Here is a 16,874-nt window from a genome sequence, read left to right on the forward strand (position 1 = left end):
ATCCCCCGCTGTTCGCCGACAGCGGATTTCCGCCGTCCCTCAGGCCTCGGCGGCGGCCTTGAGCCGGGCCACGGTCGTGGCCATCCCGGCCTCGAGCTCGTCCGCGTGCTGCGCGCTCCCGCCGAGGAAGACCGGGGCGAAGAGCCTGCTCATGCCGGTCAGCGCCCGAGGCACCGGGCGCCGGTGGACGACCCGGGTGCCGGTCGCGGTCGGCGTCAGCTCCCACACCCACCGGGCGCCGCTGGAGCGGGTGTCCCAGGCCACGGCCCGACCGGGGTCGAGCTCGGCCACCACCGACCGGGTCGGCCACACGACGGCCTTGCGGCGGTTGATGCCGAGGTACCACTGTCCCCGCCGCAGCCCGCCGCCCTTGAGCGGCACCATCCGGACCAGCTCGGGGCTCCACTCAGGCATCCGCGAGAAGTCGGTGAGCAGCGCCCAGACCCGCTCGGGTGGGGCAGCGACGTCGGCCTCGGCGCGCAGCTCGCGGTCAGCGGATCCGGTCATGCCGGTCAGTCTCGCAGAGCCGTCTCGCACAGCCAGTCCCGCAGGGCCCGGTGGACGTCGGGGTGGTTGAGGAGGCCGAAGTGGTCGGTGCGACCGACGTGGAGCAGCGTCGCGTCGGGGAACAGGCCCTCGCCGTACGCCGAGCGCACCCGCACCAGGAGGTCGCCGACCACGTGACCGACCGGGTGCCGCGCCCCGGTCGTCACCGTGGCCGCCACCAGCCGGTACCGGGCGCGCGGCAGCGGCGGCACGTCGTGGGCCAGGCCGGCGACCAGGTCGTGGACCCCGACCGAGCGCAGGTCCAGGATCCGGCCGAGCGCCGCCGTCTCGGGGAGCCGCGCGAGCCCGCGGCTGCCGTGCGCGATACCGGCCGCGATCGGGGCGCCGAGGTGGGGGGTGCCGAGGGTGACCACGTCCGAGACGAGGTCGGTCCACGGCCGTGCCGCCTCGGTGGCGACCGCGCCCGCCGCCCGCACGATGAGACCGCCCATCGAGTGGCCGACCAGCGCGAGCCGGGTGACCTGCACCGGCCACCCGTCCACGAGGTCCTGCACGAGCGCGGCCAGCGCGGCCCCGTTGGCCCGCAGCCCGAGCCCGGTGTTCGCGCGGAGGAACACCGGCGTCCACCCGTGGGCGGCGAGCGCCTCGGCGTACGTCGGACCCTCGCCCCGGTCCCAGTAGGACTCGGTCTCGCAGAGCCCGTGCAGGAACACGACGACGCGGCCGGTCGCCTCGGGGAACGCCGGGCCGAGCGCGTCGACCGGGACGTCGCGTCCCGCCGAGCGGACCGCCATCCGGATCGCCATCCGCGGCCGCTCCTGGGCCAGGCGGTCGCCGATCAGGCCGTTGACGGCGGAGCTCACGAACCGTCCCCGGGGAGTCTCCTCCAGGGGGGCACCCAGGCCGGTGTCGGCGAGCCGGCCGAGGCCCGCCGAGGCGGCCCGCAGGCCGAGGCCGAGGCCGGCACAAACCGCGCTCGCGATGCCCCGGCCGGGGTAGCCCCCGAACCGGCCCGCCCAGGCGTCGTGGGTGTCGCGCACGCTGCGGACCACGAGCTCGTCGGCGACCTCGGTGAGCAGCGACAGCGCGTCGAGGTACGTGGGGCCGGCGGCCGGGCCGGTGGGGGGCGCCATGACGGCACGATAGCCGCTCAGTGCACAGTTGTGCACCGAGCGGCCATCGGGTGGATCAGGCCTGGGCGGGCTCCTCGGCCCCGGTCTCCTCGGTCTCCTCGGTCTCCTCGGTCGCCTCGGCCTCCGCCGTCGCCGACTCGGGCTCCGGCTCGCCGATCGTGCCGTCGGGGCGCAGGTTCTTCAGCTCGACCACCGCACCGGACGCGTCGGTCACGTGGGCCGACTCGACCAGGCGCGCGAGCGCCTTGCCGCGCAGGATCTCCTGCACGAGCTCGGGGATGTGGTTGTGCTCGAACATGTGGTTGGCGAACTCCTGCGGGTCCTGGCCCGACTGCTGGGCCCGGCGCACCATGTGCTCGGAGAGCTCCTGCTGGTCGATCCCGAACTCCTCGCGCTTGGCGATCTCGTCCAGCACGAACTGGGCGGCCACCGCGTCACGGACCCGGCGGTCGAGGTCGGCCTCGAACTCCTCCTGGGTCTGCTTCTCGTCCTCGAGGTACTTCTCCATCGAGATCCCGGCGTAGGCCAGCTGCTGCTCGATGTTGCCGCGCCGCGCGTTGAGCTCGTCGGTGACGACGGTCTCGGGCAGCGGGATCTCGACCTTCTCCAGCAGCGCCTCGAGCACCGCGTCGCGGGCGGCCGCGGCCTGCTCGAGGCGCTTGCCCCGACCCAGCCGCTCGCGCACGTCGACGGTCAGCTCGTCGAGGGTGTCGAACTCCGAGGCCATCTGGGCGAACTCGTCGTCGAGCTCGGGCAGCTCCTGCTCCTGCACCTGGCTGACGCTGACCCGGACGTCGACCTGCTCACCGACCAGGTCGCCCCCGACCAGCTCGGAGGTGAAGGTCGTGTCGTCGCCGGCGGCCAGGCCGACCAGCGCCTCGTCCAGGCCGTCGAGCATGCCGCCCCGGCCGACCCGGTAGGACATGCCGGCGACCTCGGCGCCGGGGACCGGCTCACCGTCCTTGGTGGCGACCAGGTCCATCACGACGAAGTCGCCGTCGGCGGCCGGGCGCTCGACGTCGATCAGGGTGGCGAAGCGCTCGCGCAGCGCCTGGACCTGCTCCTCGACGTCCTCGTCGCTGAGCACGATGTCATCGACCTGCGCCTCGATGCCGTCGTACGACGGCAGCACGATCTCGGGCTTGACGTCGACCTCGGCGGTGAACTCGAGCCCGTCGTGGTCCTCGAACTTGGTGACCTCGATCTCGGGCTGGGCCAGGGGGGTCAGGTCGTTGGCCTGCAGCGCCTCCATGTACTTCTGCGGCACGACGTCGTTGATCGCCTGGTCGAGGACCGCGCCGCGGCCGATCTGGCGGTCGATGACGGCCGGCGGCACCTTGCCGCGGCGGAAGCCGGGGACGTTGATCTGCTGGGCGATCTGCTTGTACGCCGCGTCGAGGCTCGGCTTGAGCTCCTCGAAGGGCACCTCGACGGTCAGCTTGGCCCGGGTCGGGCTCAAGGTCTCGACGGCGCTCTTCACAGGTCTTTCTCCTCAGTTCAGGGATGGGTGGTGCGTCGGGGCGACAGGACTCGAACCTGCGATCTCCTGCTCCCAAAGCAGGCGCGCTAGCCACTACGCTACGCCCCGCCAAGGCCCCGCCGGCTCCGGCGTCGGGCCGGGACCGGAGGCCCTTGGAGCGGATGACGGGAATCGAACCCGCGTAGCCAGTTTGGAAGACTGGGGCTCTACCATTGAGCTACATCCGCGCGCGCTCGGTCAGGCTCTCCGGAGCCGAGCGCGGAAGTCATCGTGCCACACCGCGAGTCGACGTCCCCAACCGGCAGCGCCTCCTGGGACCGGCCTCCCGACGGACGCGCAAGCGGCTGCGTCGCGTGCTCAGGAGCGCCGGTGCACCAGCACGAGCGCGCGGTCGTCGTTCTCCGACCCGAGGGCCTCCACCAGGCGGTCGGCACCGTCCTCGAAGGTGCCGCGCAGCAGTCGCTCGGCCTGGCCCAGCATCCGGTCGATGCCCAGCCCGATGTCGCGGCGCGGGGTCTCGACCAGCCCGTCGGTGTAGAGCAGGAGGGCGTCCCCGGGCCGGACCACCCCGGAGACGACCGAGAACCCAGCGTCCTCGATCAGGCCCAGCACGGGACCCTCGCCCTCGTGCACCGTCCAGCGTCCCGCACCCGCGGCCAGCTGGGCGGCGGGCGGGTGCCCGGCGGTGCGCACCTCGAAGGCACCGGTGGCGAGGTCCAAGGAGAGGTGGACCGCGGTCGCGAACCCCTCGTCCCAGGACTGGCGCAGCAGGTAGTCGTTGGCCGCGGGGAGGAAGTCGCCCGGTGGCAGCGCCCCGAGCAGCCCGCCGAACGCGCCCGAGAGCAGCAGGGCGCGCGTGCCGGCCTCCTCCCCCTTGCCGGAGACGTCGACGACCGCGACCTCCAGGCGGCTGCTGTGGCGCGGCCGCGTCGCGACCACGAAGTCACCGGCGAACGGCGTCCCCCCGGCCGATCGCAGCGCGGTCTCGACCAGCCACCCGTCGGGGAGGTCGGGGACGCCACCTTGCTGCTGGATCCGGTCGCGCAGGTCGACCAGCATCGACTCCCCCAGCATCCCGGCGACGCCGAGGCGCGAGCGCCGGAACGACGTCACCAGGACGATGAAGCAGAGCAGGTAGAGGATCGCGATCGCGATCACCTGACGCACCACGATGTCCGGCAGCCGGCCGATCGCCAGCATCAGCATGACCATGAGGAGGACGACGAACCACGGCAGCTGCCGGGGGCTGAGCAGGATGCTGCCGAGCAGCAGCGGCACCACCAGCGCCGTCAGCGGCGCCTGGTCCGGCCAGGCGAGCAGCGCACCGGTCAGGATGACGGTGAAGGCCACGAGCACGACGAGGGTGCGGTTGCGGCGCGGCCAGGCGCGCAGCAGGGCTCGCCGGAGCGTGCGCGAGCCAGTCGTCATGCGGGGTGGGTCCTCTGCTCGGGGGCGCGGGGCCTCACTGTAGTGCCCGGGAGCGGAACCGGCGCTGGCAGCGAGGGCACCAGAACAGGTTGCGCCCCTGGAGCTCGGTGGTGCGCACCGTGGCGCCGCAGACGTGGCACGGCTGCCCCGCCCGCCGGTAGACGTACACCTCCCCGCCGTGGTCGTCCTGGCGCGGCGGACGCCCCATCACCTCGGGCAGGTGGGCGGCGCGGACGGTGTCGATCCGGCCCGTGCGCACACCCTCGCGCATCAGCGCCACCAGGTCGTCCCACATGCCCAGCCACTGCCCGTGGCGCAGCGTGCTCCCCGCACGCATCGGGTCCACCCGGTGCCGGAACAGGACCTCGGCGCGGTAGACGTTGCCGACGCCGGCCAGGACCGACTGGTCCATGAGCAGGCCACCGATCGGGGCGCGGCTGCGCCGGATCCGCGCCCAGGCCCGCTCCGGGTCCGCGTCGGCGCGCAGCGGGTCGGGGCCGGAGCGCTCGACCACGGCGTCCCGGCCGGCGAGCGTGACCAGGTCACAGGTCGTCGCGCCGCGCAGGTCGGCGTACGACCAGCCGTCGCCCTCCTCCGCCAGCAGGCGCAGGCGTACCTGGCCGACCGGCGCCGGGACCGTCGCGGCGCGCGGGTGCACGTCGAACCGGCCGTACAGGCCGAGGTGGACGTGGACGAACCGCTCGTCCGGGAACTCCGCGAACAGGTGCTTGCCCCAGGCCTCGGCGCCCACGAGGACCTGTCCGTCGACGAGCGCCGCGGACTCCGTGAACCGGCCCTGGGGGCTCGACGCGCGCACGACCCGCCCCGCGAAGGTGGTGGTGAGCTGGTCGGCGAGCCGGTGGAGCGTGTGCCCCTCAGGCATCGGTGGGGGCATCGGCGGGGGCATCGGCGGGCGGCAGGGGCGGCAGCTCGCCGGTGCGCTCGTAGGACGCGAGCTGGCCGATCCGCCGCACGTGCCGCTCGTCGCCGCTGAACGGCTCGGCGAGGAAGACCTCGACGAACCGGGTCATGTCCTCCAGGGAGTGCATCCGGCCGCCGACCGAGACGACGTTGGCGTCGTTGTGCTCGCGCGCGAGCCGGGCCGTCTCCTCCGACCAGACCAGCGCGGCCCGCACCCCGGCGACCTTGTTGGCGGCCATCTGCTCGCCGTTGCCGGAGCCCCCGATGACCACGCCGAGGCTGTCGAGCCCGGCGTCCCGGTCGCGCACGACGGCCTCCGCGGCGCGCAGGCAGAAGACCGGGTAGTCGTCCAGCGCGTCGTAGCTGGTCGGGCCATGGTCGACCGGCTCGTAGCCGTGGTCGGTGAGCCAGCGGACGAGGTGGTCTCGCAGGTCGAGTCCGGCATGGTCGCAACCGAGGTGCACGCGCATGCGGGTCATCTTGTCAGCCGCGCCGCTCACGCGTGCAGGCGCAGGAACCCGGCCACCTGCCGGGTCAGCGGCTCCGCCGCCGGGAACACCGCCGGGTGCCGCCAGAACCCGTGCAGCTGACCGAGGTAACGGGTCGCGGTCACCTCGACACCGGCCTCGGCGAGCCGACGCGCCAGCTCCTCCCCCTCGTCGCGCAGCGGGTCGCGCTCGGCGGTGACCACCAGCGTGGGGGGCAGGCTCCCGAGCCGGTCGGAGAGCAGCGGCGCCAGGTCGGGGTGCCGCAGGTCGTCGGGCGTGGCGGCGTACTGCTGCCAGTACCAGGCGGCCTCGCGCGGGTCGAACCCGTCGGCGGCGGTGCGGTAGGACTCGTGGGCGGCGGTCGGGTCGAGGAACGGGTAGACCAGGGCCGCGGCGGCGTACCGACCCGGGTGGCGCAGTGCGTCGACCAGCACGAGGTTGCCGCCGGCGCTGTCACCGTGGGCGAGCAGCGGACCGTCGAGCACGCGCGCCGCCCAGCCGCTCGCGGCGCCCACGTCCTCGACCGCCGCGGGGAAGCGGTGCTCGGGCGCACGCCGGTAGTCGACGCTGAGGACCCGCAGGCCCGTCCGGTTGGCCAGCCGGCGGGCGCCGGCGTCGTGGACCTCGACGTCGTGGAAGACGAAGCCGCCCCCGTGCGCGTGGACGACGGTGCCTGGGTCCGCCGAGCCCGCCGCCGGGGTGTAGAGGCGACACGGCACCCCGTCGGCGTCGACGTCGACCACCTCCGCGACCGCCTCGCGCGGCTCGGCCGCCGCGAGCCGGCGCGCCTCGGCACGGGCCGCGCCGACGTCGTACCCCTCGGTCCACACGGGCGTCTCGTCCGCCGACGCCGCCAGGGCCCGGCGTGCCTCGGGAAACAGCATGGGCGCACGGTAGCCAGTGGGCGGGCCGAGGAGGCGTCCGTTTCACCGGTCGGCCGGTGAAACGCGCACGACACGCCGGAGGGCATCGGCGTGTCTGCACGCTTTCCCTGACCACCCCACCCTCACGATGCAGGTGTGGTCGTCGTCGCGTGGTGCGTGCTCGCTCTGGTGTTCCTCGACGAGGTGCTCGCGCTGGTCGCGCTCGGCTGGTGGGGCTGGCACCAGGACCCCGCATGGCTCTGGGTCTGGCTGCTGCCGCTGGTGGCAGCACAGGCGTGGTTCTGGTTCGCGTCGCCGAAGGCTCGGTTCGGCCACTGGCTGGGGCGCCCGGTGGTGAAGGTGCTCGTCTTCGGCTCCGCGTCGGCGGCCCTCTGGGACGGCGGGCGACCAGGCCTCGCCGGGGGCTTCCTCGTCTTCTCCGCGGCCATCAACGCACTCGCGCTGCTGCCGGCGGTGTCACGGGTGCTGGACGAGCCGGCGGCCGAGCAGGCCGCCGGGGCGGATCGCTGACCGCCGACGCCTGGGTTGTCAGGCTCTCGCCGGGGCGGATCGCTGACCGCCGACGCCCTGGGCGGTCGGGCTCTCGCCGGGGCGGATCGCTGACCGCCGACGCCCTGGGCGGTCAGGCTCTTCATGACGTTGTCAGGCGTTGCAACCCCCGACAACGTCAGGCACCCCCTGACAACCCCGGATGAATCCCCGGCTGACCGGGGATTCATCCACCTCCCACGGCCGACCTGCACCGCGCCGGTCGCCGCTGGCACCGAGCGGTCGCGAGCGGGCACGGTTGGGTCTCGGTACGCACCGTCGCGCCCTCCTCCGTCGGGCGTGTGCGCTACTCGACCTGGCGCAGGGCGCTCAGAACCCCACGCGGCGGCCCGGGGTGTCGTTGCGGACGGTCGCACCCTTCTCCTGGGCGGTCGTCTTGAGGTCGGCCTGGAACGCGAGCATCCGCTCCCGCAGGGCAGGGTCGGTGGCCGCGAGGATCCGCACCGCGAGCAGGCCGGCGTTGCGGGCGCCGCCGACGGCGACGGTCGCAACCGGAACACCGGCCGGCATCTGCACGATCGAGAGCAGGGAGTCCAGGCCGTCGAGGTGCTTCAGCGGTACCGGCACCCCGATGACCGGGAGCGGCGTCACGGCCGCGAGCATGCCCGGCAGGTGGGCCGCTCCCCCGGCCCCGGCGATGATCACCGACAGCCCTCGGCCCGCGGCGTCGCGGCCGTAGTCGAGCATCTCCTGCGGCATCCGGTGCGCGGAGACCACGTCCGCCTCGTAGGCCAGGTCGAACTCGGCGAGCGCCTCGCCGGCCGCCTTCATCACCGGCCAGTCCGAGTCCGACCCCATCACGATGCCGACACGTGCGCCGGTTGCTGTCATGGCACTACTCACTCTCGTCTCCCAGGTCGCCGCGGAACCAGGCCGCGGCGTGCCGCGCCCGCTCGAGGCAGTCGTCGAGGTCGTCGCCGTAGGCGTTGACGTGGCCCACCTTCCGGCCGGGCCGCAGCTGCTTGCCGTAGAGGTGGACGCGGAGGAACGGGTCGCGCGCGAGGGCGTGCGGATACCCGTCGTAGAGCCGCCCCACGGACGCGTCCGGCCCGCCGAGGATGTTGACCATCACCGTCCAGGGCGCACGGGCCGACGGCGAGCCGAGCGGCAGGTCGAGCACGGCCCGCAGGTGGTTCTCGAACTGCGAGGTCACCGCACCGTCCTGGGTCCAGTGGCCCGTGTTGTGCGGGCGCATGGCCAGCTCGTTCACGAGCACCCGCCCGTCGACGGTCTCGAACAGCTCGACGGCCAGGACCCCGGTGACGTCGAGGGCGCCGGCGATGCGCAGCGCGATCTCCTGCGCCTGGCCGGCCAGCTCCTCGGAGAGGTCGGGCGCCGGCGCCACGACCTCGCGGCAGATGCCGTCGACCTGGGTCGAGGCCACGACGGGGTACGCCGCCGCCTGCCCGCTCGGGGAGCGGACCACGAGCGCGGAGAGCTCGCGCCGGAAGTCGACGAGCTCCTCGGCGAGCAGCCGGACCCCCGTGGCGTCGGCGGTCGCGAGGGCCTCCGCGCAGTCCTCGACCGAGCGGACGAACCAGACGCCCTTGCCGTCGTACCCGCCGCGGGTCGTCTTCAGCACGCAGGGGAACCCGAACCTCTCGATCTCGGCGGTGCTCGCGACGAGCGCGTTGCGGGGGCACGGGACGCCGAGCCGCGCCATCGCCTCGCGCATGACGCCCTTGTCCTGGGCGTGCACCAGCGCCTCGGGTCCCGGATGGACCGCGATCCCGTCGTCGGCGAGGGCGTGCAGGTGGCCGGTCGGGACGTGCTCGTGGTCGAAGGTGACCACGGCGCACCCGTCGGTGACGCGCCGCAGCGTGTCGAGGTCGCGGTAGTCGCCGACGAGGTGGTCGGGGATGACCTGCGCGGCCGACACGCCCTCGGCCTCGGCCAGCAGCCGGAGCGGGAGGCCGAGCGCAGCGGCCGGCTCGGCCATCATCCGGGCCAGCTGGCCGCCTCCGATGACGGCGAGGGTCGGGGCGAGCACACCCGAACTCTAGGGCCCGGGCCCCCACGACCCGGCCGGGCACCCGGGGTCAGGACGCCCGGGGCTCGGTCTCGAAGCGCAGCCCCCGGCCGCGGATCGTGGTGATCAGGTGCGGGTGGTGGCCGTCGTCGCCGAGCTTGCGACGCAGCCAGCCCAGGTGCACGTCGATGGTCTTCGAGGAGGTCCAGAACGTCGTGTGCCACACCTCGCGCATGAGGTCCTCGCGCGACACGATCGACCCCGCGCGCTCCATCAGCGCCGCCAGCAGGTCGAACTCCTTGCGGGACAGCGTCAGCTCCTCCGAGCCGTGCCAGGCCCGGCGCGCGACGGGATCGAGACGGACGTCTTGCACCTCGATCATCCGATCACGGTAGGGACCGCTCACCGCGGACGGGCGCGGAACGACGAAATAGGCCCCGTCCGGCTCAGCTCCGGCGTACGGCGACGGGCTCGACGATCCCGAACCCGCGCACCGGTCGCGCCGGCAGCGCGCGGGTCTCGAACTCGTCCTCGGGCAGCAGCTCGGCGGTCGCCTCGTCGATGATGATCCGGTTGCGCCGGGCGACCGCGGTCAGGCGGGAGGCGAGGTTGACCGGCGGCCCGAACACGTCGCCGAGCCGCATCACGACCGGTCCGCTCGCGAGGCCGACCCGCACGTCGGGCATCCGGCTGTCGCGCCCGACGACGTTGATGATGCCCTCGGCCGTGTCGTAGGCGCGGACCACCTCGTCGTTCACGAACAGGACCGAGTCGCCGATGCTCTTGATCACCCGGCCGCCCTGCGCCGCGACGACGTCGGCGCACCGCGACTCGAAGAGCTCGACCAGGTCGCCGATGCGGTTCTCCGACAGGCGGTTGGACAGCGCGGTGAAGCTGACGATGTCGGCGAAGCCGACCGTCAGCTGGACGGTGTTGAGGTCCTCCTCGTTCGCCCGGAGCGCCTCGACCCGGGCGACCGCGGCCGCGAGGTGGCGCCGCCAGACGTAGACGAGGAGCTCGTCGAAGGGCTGCTCGATCTCCTCGATGAGCCGCAGCGCGGAGCCGAGCCGGCTGCCGGTGGCGCCGTCGCCGGCCTCGAGCTCCTCGACGCGGTGCACGAGCGTGGCCACCTCCCAGTCGGCCAGCCGCGCCATCGTCTGCCCCACGGCACGAGTCAGGTTGACCGCCATGTCGAAGTCGATGAGGCCGGAGCGCACGACGTCGATCAACGTCGAGAGCGCCGCGGTGTCGGCGTCGGTGTACGCGGTCTCCAGGCCGTGCTCTGGGAAGCCGAGGGCGCGCCACAGCCGGCGGACCTCGTCGAGGGTCACCCCGGTCTGCTCGGCGACCTCGGGGGCGTTGAACGACCGGGGGCCGCCGAGGATGGCCCGCTCGAGGTCCTCGGGGACGGGACCGGCCGGACCCGGACCGTCCGACGGGTCAGGTGCCGTCATGTCCCGCCGCGGTGCCGTGGAGCCCGGCGATCAGCTCGTTGACGGTCCGCTGGACGTCCTCGACCTGGGGGATGTCGTGCAGCTTGATCTGCCCGTGCGTGCTCGCGTCGGAGATCACCAGGGTCCCGCAGCCGAGCATCCGGTCGATCGGCCCGAACTCGTAGGCGATGTCGCTGATCCGGGCCAGCGGCATGTCGTGTCCGCGGCGCACGACGATGCCGTGCCGGGTGATCAGCCGCCGGTCGGTGAACGTGTAGGTGGCGGTCGCCCAGTTGGCCAGCGGCCGCAGGACGAACCAGACGATGACGACGAGGAGGACGACCCACACGCCGAGGGTCACCGTGCCGTTGGAGATCTTGACCTGGCTGTAGGTGCCGAGCGCGAGCAGGGCGACGAGCACGATCAGCGGCCAGATGAGGGCCTTGACGTGGGTCCGGGTGTCGATGACGACCCGCTCACCCGGGTTCAGCAGCTTCTGCGAGATGGCCACGCGCAGATCATGTCACTGATCCGGCAGCGGGGGGCCGGTCCGCCGCCATCAGGACGACGTGTCCCCGGCGGCCGGACGGACGTGGACGACGTCGCCCGCACCGACGGCGGTGTCCCCCTCCGGCCCGGCCACGACCAGGCGACCGGACTCGTCGACGCCCGTCGCCCGGCCCTCGAGCGTCTCGCCGGACGGCAGCTGCACGCGCACGTCGCGGCCGACGGTGACGCAGGCGGCGGCGTACGACGAGCGCAGCCGCGCCGCGGCACCTGCCCCCCCGGCCTGCCACGCGTCGTACGCCTCCCGCAGGCCGGTCAGCAGCTCGACGAGGAGCAGGGTGCGGTCCGGCTCCTCGCCGGACTCCAGGGCCAGCGACGTCCCGGTGTCCACGGGGATCTCGTCGGCCTGCTGGGAGACGTTGAGACCGACGCCGACGACGGCCGCCGGGCCGTCGGGGGTCTCGACCCGCTCCAGCAGGATCCCGGCGACCTTGCGCTCGCCGACGAGCACGTCGTTGGGCCACTTCACCCCGGCCGCCGGGTGGCCGGCCGCGCGCAGCACCTTCGCGACCGTGTGGCCGGTCAGCAGCGGCAGCCACGGCCACGCGGCGGCGGGCACGCCCGGGCGCAGCACCATCGAGAACGTGAGGGCGGCGCGCGGCGGGGCGACCCAGGTCCGGTCCAGGCGGCCGCGTCCGGCGGTCTGGTGCTCGGCCACGACGACGTGTCCCTCGGGGGCGCCGGCGCGCGCCCGATCGGCCGCCACGGCGTTGGTGGAGGTGGCCGTGTCGAGCACCTCGACCACCAGGTCCGGGGCCAGGCCGGACAGCCTCGCGGCGTCGAGTGATGGGCGTCGCACCGGTGCAGCGGTCACGGGCACTAGATTGACCTACGGTCCACGTCAGTGCCAACGAGGCCCGGACCAGTGAGGAGCCGTTGACCATGAGTGCCCATCCCGGTGAGGGAACCGACGTGCCGCAGGACATCGACGTCCGGACCACGGAGGGCAAGCTCGCCGACTTCGAGCGGCGCAACCACGAGGCCCTCCACGCGGGCTCGGCCAAGGCGGTCCAGAAGCAGCACGCGAAGGGTCGCAAGACCGCCCGGGAGCGGATCGAGCTGCTCTTCGACGAGGGCTCGTTCGTCGAGCTCGACGGCCTGGCCCGGCACCGGTCGACCGCCTTCGGCCTGGAGAAGAACCGGCCCTACGGCGACGGCGTCATCACCGGCTACGGCACCGTCGACGGCCGCCAGGTCTGCGTGTTCTCCCAGGACTTCACGGTCTTCGGCGGCTCCCTCGGCGAGGTGTACGGCGAGAAGATCACCAAGGTCATGGACCTGGCGATCAAGACCGGCTGCCCGATCATCGGCATCAACGAGGGCGCCGGCGCGCGGATCCAGGAGGGGGTCGTCTCCCTGGGTCTCTACGGCGAGATCTTCCGCCGCAACGTGCACGCCTCCGGCGTGATCCCCCAGATCAGCATGATCATGGGCTCGTGCGCGGGCGGCCACGTCTACTCACCGGCCGTCACCGACTTCACTGTGATGGTCGACCAGACCTCCAACATGTTCATCACCGGGCCCGACGTGATCAAGACCGTCACCGGCGAGGACGTGACGATGGAGGACCTCGGCGGCGCGCGGACGCACAACACCAAGTCCGGCAACGCCCACTACATGGCGTCCGACGAGGACGACGCGATCGAGTACGTCAAGGCGCTGCTGTCCTACCTGCCGCAGAACAACCTCGACGAGCTGCCGTCCTACGACACCGTCGTCGAGCCGGAGCTGACCGACCTCGACCACTCGCTCGACACCATCATCCCGGACTCGCCGAACCAGCCCTACGACATGCGCGACGTGATCACCGCGATCGTGGACGACGAGGAGTTCCTCGAGGTCATGGAGCTGTTCGCGCCCAACCTCGTGATCGGCTACGCCCGGGTGGAGGGGCAGCCGGTCGGGGTGGTCGCGAACCAGCCGATGCAGTTCGCCGGCACCCTCGACATCGACGCGTCCGAGAAGGCCGCCCGCTTCGTCCGGTTCTGCGACGCGTTCAACATCCCGGTCCTCACCTTCGTCGACGTCCCGGGCTTCCTCCCGGGCACCGACCAGGAGTGGAACGGCATCATCCGCCGCGGCGCGAAGCTGATCTACGCCTACTCCGAGGCGACCGTCCCGCTGGTCACGGTCATCACCCGCAAGGCCTACGGCGGCGCGTACGACGTGATGGGGTCCAAGCACCTCGGCGCCGACATCAACCTGGCCTGGCCGACGGCGCAGATCGCGGTGATGGGCGCCCAGGGCGCGGCCAACATCCTGCACCGCAAGACCCTGAAGAAGGTGGCGGACGCCGGCGGTGACGTCGAGGCGAAGCGCGCCGAGCTGATCGACGAGTACGAGACCACGCTCGCCAACCCCTACATCGCCGCCGAGCGCGGGTACATCGACGCGGTCATCGCGCCGCACCAGACCCGGCTCGAGGTGGTCCGGGCGCTCCGGCTGCTGCGCTCCAAGCGCGAGAGCCTGCCGGCGAAGAAGCACGGGAACATCCCGCTGTGAGTGGGGTGCGAAGCACCCTCGAGCAGCGGGACATCGCCGACCCGGCGCATGCCCAGCGAACGGTGACACGAGAGGCGAGGGTGACGACAGGTGGATGAGAACCCGACTCCGAGCGAGGACGTCGAGCCGAAGGCCCCCTTCCTGCGCGTCGTCCGCGGCGACGCGACGCCGGAGGAGGTGGCGGCGCTGGTGACGGTGCTGGCCTCGCTCCGCGCCGGCGCCCCCGCACCCCCCCGCCGGCGTCCGGAGTGGAGCCACCCGCGCCGAGCCCAGCGGGTCACCCACCGGCGCGGGCCGGGTGGGTGGCGGGCCAGCGGCCTGCCCGGCTGACCGGCGCGATTGCCGCGATATCCCGGCGCGGCCCGTCTGGACCACTATCCTTGAGCCAACCTTGAGTTTGCTCGATGGGCGCCTTGAGGGCGCTTGCGCAGACTGGGAGAGGCAGGAAGTCCAGAGTCGGGAGAGTCGTGAGCGCGAACGAGTGGGGTGACGGGTACCCCCAGGTGGCCCAGCAGGCGGCACCGCCGCAGGCGCCAGCCCTCGCCGCCGAGAACCAGTACGTCCGCACCGCGGACCCGGCCCTCTCAGGCTACGAGCCCGAGTTCCTCGACGAGGTCGAGGACCTGCCGACGTACCGACCCACCGTGGGCTGCATCATCCCGGCCTACAACGAGGCCGAGACCATCGCCGGCGTGCTCGACTCGCTGCTGATGCAGACCCGGCTGCCCGACGTCATCCACCTGGTCGTCAACAACACCTCCGACGACTCCGTCGAGATCGCCAGCCACTACGCCGGGCCGCACACGCGGATGACGCCCACCGGTGAGCAGAGCACGATCATCTACGTCCACGACATCGGCAAGAACCCCGAGAAGAAGGTCGGCGCGCTCAACTACGGCTACTCGCTGGTCGAGCACATGGACTACCTCCTCGGCGTCGACGGCGACACCACGCCCGAGCCGGACGCCGTGGAGAACCTGGTCAACGAGATCGCGAGCGACGACCGGATCGGCGGCATCTCGGCGATCTACTCGATCGACGACAGCGCCCTGGACGGCTGGATGGCCAAGTTCCTCATCGCCGGCCAGCGCGCCCAGTTCGCGGCGTTCAACATGCAGAACCTGCTCAAGGGTCGCAACATGGCGGTGCTCGGCGGGCAGTTCTCGATCTTCTCCACCCAGGCGCTGCGCGACGTGCTGCGCGACAGCCACCAGCGGACCCCGTGGGTCAGCGACAGCGAGGTCGAGGACTCGCTGCTGTCGCTGCAGATCAAGAGCGCCGGCTACCTCACCAAGATCAGCGCCCGGGCCCGCGCCCACGTCGGCGGCATGGACACCCTGCGCTCGCTGGACGCCCAGCAGGTGAAGTGGAACTTCGGTGCCATCGACCTGATGTGGCCCGGCCAGCGCGGCGACACCAAGGGGCAGCCGTTCCACCCGAACCTGCGGCTGCGCTGGTTCGAGCACATGTCGATGGTCATCAACATCGTCAGCCGCTCGATGTTCATCCTGCTGCTCTGCGCCTCGCTCCAGCTGCACGCCTTCGTCTTCAGCGCCTGGTGGCTGATCCCGCCGCTCGGCGCGGTCTGGCTGAACTACCGGGTCGCGCGGTCGATGGAGTTCGCGAACAGACGCGACTACCTGTTCGCGCTGCTGGTCGTCCCGGCCGAGGCCTACATGGTGATCCGGATGGGCCACTTCGTGCGGGCCTGGCTGAAGTTCTTCAGCAGGCAGCAGACCGACAACTGGGCCGCCCAGGCCAAGGCGGAGCGCGGCAAGGGCATCGCCTGGATGTACCCCTACCTGTCCTTCGCGCTCTTCTTCGTGGTGGCCGGCGCCGTCTGGGTCTTCCTCCTCCCGATCCCCCTGCGCTCCGACATCCTGGCCGTCTGCTGGCCCATCCTCGGTGTCATCACCGTGCTGCAGACCGCGTGGATGATCATCAAGGCGATGAAGCGCTACCGCGGCTTCAAGGCCTGACCCCACGTGCTGCCCCTCGTCCCCCGCCCCGACCTCTCGCAGGAGTACCGATGACGACCCGCACCCGCTCGCGCCTCTCGTCGGCAGCAGCGGGCCTCGCCGGCCTGGCCGCGACCGCCGTGCTGCTCAGCGGCTGCTCGGCCATCGACGGCCTGACCGGCTCCGACGGCTCCTCGCAGGGCGCCTCGCCGTCCCCGAGCGCGTCGGAGACGCCGTACCCCTCGCAGTTCACCCGGGACGGCACCTTCCAGTCCCACATCGAGATCGACGGGATGGACTACGTCTACACGCTCTACCCGACCAAGTCGACGCCGCGGACGAACGAGTGGTACCCGAAGGGCAACAAGTACTTCTCCTTCACCTTCCAGGCCTACGACCTGGACCAGAAGATCCGCGACCCGTTCTCGACCAAGCGGAAGGTCTACCTCGACCGGATGCAGGTCCAGTCCGACACCGTCACCTACGACGGCGGGAAGACCGAGCACCCCTACAAGCTCGACGCCGAGGCACGCAAGGTCACCTTCGACCCCGAGCCGGTGTCGACGAAGTACGGCATGCTGATCACCTCGCCGAAGGGCGCCTTCGAGCTGCGCAACCAGAAGATCCGGCCGACGTCGCCGGACACGAAGGGCATCGACCTCCACTTCACCGCGACGGTGTACGCCGAGGACTCCGCGGGCTCGGACAGCTACACCAAGAAGGTCATCAAGCAGAAGGTGCCGATCGCGATCTTCTCCAGCGACGAGCCCACCAAGGCGCAGTCGATCCCCGTCGACGCCAACTGAGTGAGCTGCCCCGGGCCGAGCCTGCGAGGGCCGGGACCCGGCAGCCAGGTCGAGTAGGCCCGCGACCGACGAAGGAGGTCGCGACGGCCGTATCGAGACCGCGGTGAGACCTTGAGCTCAGGCGGGAGTGCAACGCCTTGATCTGATCGAGGTGTTCTTGATGGGTCGTCCTCCTTGGCCGCGTGAGAAGCAGAGGGAGTTCTGGAAGCAGATCGCTGCCGGGTTGTCGACCGAGAACGCGGCGCTTGC

The 16,874-nt window shown here is 72.2% G+C and carries 18 protein-coding genes and 2 tRNA genes; 5 read left to right on the forward strand and 15 right to left on the reverse strand.

What is annotated here, in order from left to right; translation table 11 throughout:
* Positions 1-39: 39 nt before the first annotated feature.
* From ACILRH_RS14830 to ACILRH_RS14870, 9 genes are all read right to left on the reverse strand, one after another.
* The gene (locus tag ACILRH_RS14830; protein ID WP_395694512.1) at positions 40-507 is read right to left on the reverse strand and encodes an SRPBCC family protein; all 468 of its coding nucleotides are present in this window, start codon (positions 505-507) and stop codon (positions 40-42) included.
* A gap of 5 nt (positions 508-512) precedes the next feature.
* The gene (locus ACILRH_RS14835; RefSeq protein WP_395694514.1) at positions 513-1,640 is read right to left on the reverse strand and encodes a lipase family alpha/beta hydrolase; all 1,128 of its coding nucleotides are present in this window, start codon (positions 1,638-1,640) and stop codon (positions 513-515) included.
* A 55-nt stretch (positions 1,641-1,695) separates the two neighbouring features.
* Positions 1,696-3,120 (reverse strand): trigger factor, encoded by a 1,425-nt coding sequence (tig, locus tag ACILRH_RS14840; protein ID WP_395694516.1) that lies wholly within the window; start codon positions 3,118-3,120, stop codon positions 1,696-1,698.
* A 35-nt stretch (positions 3,121-3,155) separates the two neighbouring features.
* Positions 3,156-3,228: transfer RNA gene (locus ACILRH_RS14845), tRNA-Pro, on the reverse strand.
* Positions 3,229-3,273: 45 nt separating this feature from the next.
* Positions 3,274-3,347: transfer RNA gene (locus tag ACILRH_RS14850), tRNA-Gly, on the reverse strand.
* Between the two features lie 130 nt (positions 3,348-3,477).
* The gene (locus tag ACILRH_RS14855; RefSeq protein WP_395694517.1) at positions 3,478-4,548 is read right to left on the reverse strand and encodes a PP2C family protein-serine/threonine phosphatase; all 1,071 of its coding nucleotides are present in this window, start codon (positions 4,546-4,548) and stop codon (positions 3,478-3,480) included.
* Positions 4,549-4,582: 34 nt separating this feature from the next.
* Positions 4,583-5,431 (reverse strand): Fpg/Nei family DNA glycosylase, encoded by an 849-nt coding sequence (locus ACILRH_RS14860; RefSeq protein ID WP_395694519.1) that lies wholly within the window; start codon positions 5,429-5,431, stop codon positions 4,583-4,585.
* Positions 5,424-5,939, reverse strand: a complete 516-nt coding sequence (locus tag ACILRH_RS14865; RefSeq protein ID WP_395694521.1) for a ribose-5-phosphate isomerase — start codon at positions 5,937-5,939, stop codon at positions 5,424-5,426. The genes ACILRH_RS14860 and ACILRH_RS14865 overlap by 8 nt, the downstream gene beginning before the upstream one ends.
* A 26-nt stretch (positions 5,940-5,965) precedes the next feature.
* Positions 5,966-6,841 (reverse strand): alpha/beta hydrolase, encoded by an 876-nt coding sequence (locus ACILRH_RS14870; RefSeq protein ID WP_395694523.1) that lies wholly within the window; start codon positions 6,839-6,841, stop codon positions 5,966-5,968.
* Positions 6,842-6,976: 135 nt separating this feature from the next.
* Between ACILRH_RS14870 and ACILRH_RS14875 the strand changes: the two genes are divergently transcribed.
* Positions 6,977-7,351 (forward strand): YrdB family protein, encoded by a 375-nt coding sequence (locus tag ACILRH_RS14875; protein WP_395694525.1) that lies wholly within the window; start codon positions 6,977-6,979, stop codon positions 7,349-7,351.
* Between the two features lie 348 nt (positions 7,352-7,699).
* Here ACILRH_RS14875 and purE read toward each other — a convergent pair whose 3' ends face one another.
* The 6 genes from purE to ACILRH_RS14905 all read right to left on the reverse strand — a co-directional run bounded on the left by purE (position 7,700) and on the right by ACILRH_RS14905 (position 12,173).
* Positions 7,700-8,221, reverse strand: a complete 522-nt coding sequence (gene purE / locus ACILRH_RS14880; RefSeq protein WP_395694527.1) for a 5-(carboxyamino)imidazole ribonucleotide mutase — start codon at positions 8,219-8,221, stop codon at positions 7,700-7,702.
* Positions 8,222-8,225: 4 nt separating this feature from the next.
* On the reverse strand, positions 8,226-9,380 hold the full coding sequence (locus ACILRH_RS14885) for a 5-(carboxyamino)imidazole ribonucleotide synthase (RefSeq protein WP_395694529.1): 1,155 nt from the start codon (positions 9,378-9,380) through the stop codon (positions 8,226-8,228).
* Positions 9,381-9,429: 49 nt separating this feature from the next.
* Positions 9,430-9,741, reverse strand: coding sequence for a winged helix-turn-helix domain-containing protein (locus ACILRH_RS14890; RefSeq protein WP_395694531.1), 312 nt, complete (start codon positions 9,739-9,741; stop codon positions 9,430-9,432).
* A gap of 64 nt (positions 9,742-9,805) precedes the next feature.
* Entirely contained in the window at positions 9,806-10,813 is a 1,008-nt protein-coding gene (locus ACILRH_RS14895) for an adenylate/guanylate cyclase domain-containing protein (protein ID WP_395694532.1), read from the reverse strand.
* On the reverse strand, positions 10,800-11,303 hold the full coding sequence (locus ACILRH_RS14900; RefSeq protein WP_395694534.1) for a PH domain-containing protein: 504 nt from the start codon (positions 11,301-11,303) through the stop codon (positions 10,800-10,802). Before ACILRH_RS14900 ends, ACILRH_RS14895 begins: the two co-directional genes overlap by 14 nt.
* Positions 11,304-11,351: 48 nt before the next feature.
* Positions 11,352-12,173 (reverse strand): biotin--[acetyl-CoA-carboxylase] ligase, encoded by an 822-nt coding sequence (locus ACILRH_RS14905; RefSeq protein WP_395694536.1) that lies wholly within the window; start codon positions 12,171-12,173, stop codon positions 11,352-11,354.
* A 68-nt stretch (positions 12,174-12,241) separates the two neighbouring features.
* Here ACILRH_RS14905 and ACILRH_RS14910 point away from each other — a divergent pair, with 68 nt between their 5' ends.
* The 4 genes from ACILRH_RS14910 (at position 12,242) to ACILRH_RS14925 (ending at position 16,625) form a co-directional block, all read left to right on the forward strand.
* A complete protein-coding gene (locus tag ACILRH_RS14910; RefSeq protein WP_395694538.1) occupies positions 12,242-13,861 on the forward strand; it encodes an acyl-CoA carboxylase subunit beta in 1,620 nt (539 codons plus the stop codon).
* 90 nt (positions 13,862-13,951) lie between these two features.
* Positions 13,952-14,191: an acyl-CoA carboxylase subunit epsilon gene (locus ACILRH_RS14915; protein WP_395694540.1), complete on the forward strand. Its 240-nt coding sequence runs from the start codon at positions 13,952-13,954 to the stop codon at positions 14,189-14,191.
* Positions 14,192-14,328: 137 nt separating this feature from the next.
* Entirely contained in the window at positions 14,329-15,840 is a 1,512-nt protein-coding gene (locus tag ACILRH_RS14920; protein ID WP_395694541.1) for a glycosyltransferase family 2 protein, read from the forward strand.
* 50 nt (positions 15,841-15,890) lie between these two features.
* Positions 15,891-16,625 (forward strand): hypothetical protein, encoded by a 735-nt coding sequence (locus ACILRH_RS14925; RefSeq protein WP_395694543.1) that lies wholly within the window; start codon positions 15,891-15,893, stop codon positions 16,623-16,625.
* Positions 16,626-16,874 lie beyond the last annotated feature (249 nt).

The organism is Nocardioides sp. (assembly GCF_044226765.1).
Lineage (GTDB): Bacteria > Actinomycetota > Actinomycetes > Propionibacteriales > Nocardioidaceae > Nocardioides.